Source organism: Mesorhizobium sp. M3A.F.Ca.ET.175.01.1.1, assembly GCF_004791945.1.
In the GTDB taxonomy this organism is placed as follows: Bacteria; Pseudomonadota; Alphaproteobacteria; order Rhizobiales; family Rhizobiaceae; genus Mesorhizobium.
In genome coordinates this window covers 1-378 of the sequence record NZ_SRTP01000124.1, presented here as the reverse complement: position 1 = coordinate 378, position 378 = coordinate 1, and the positions used below count along the sequence as shown (strand labels likewise).

Here is a 378-nt window from a genome sequence, read left to right as displayed (position 1 = left end):
CAGCCCTTTGACCTCCACCGAGGCTCCGATGAGGTTTTCGCCGACGAAATAGAGCGAGGTCGCCACACCCAGAACGCCCATGGCGAGACCGATCGCGCCGCCGGTCATGTCCTTGATCGATTCCTGGATGCGCTGGTCGATGTTGTCAGGGGCGACGATGCCGCCGGCCACCGAGCCATGCTGGGCATGGAAATGGGTATGGTTGGCGTCGAGCAGCGCCCGGTTGAACTGGCTGTTCAGCCAGCCGCGCCATTTGCGGTGCAACGTCGTCGAAACGAGGTTGCGCACGCCGGTGAAGCCGGCGTCCTTGAGCACGACCAGCAGCACCAATATGCCGGCATCAGTCAGGAGCGACTGCAACGGATTGGTGTTGGCGGC

General features: G+C 63.2%; 1 pseudogene. It reads right to left on the bottom strand.

Going from position 1 to position 378, the window contains the following annotated elements:
- Positions 1 to 378 (bottom strand): annotated as a pseudogene (locus EN818_RS31025) (ABC transporter ATP-binding protein/permease); the annotation flags it as partial.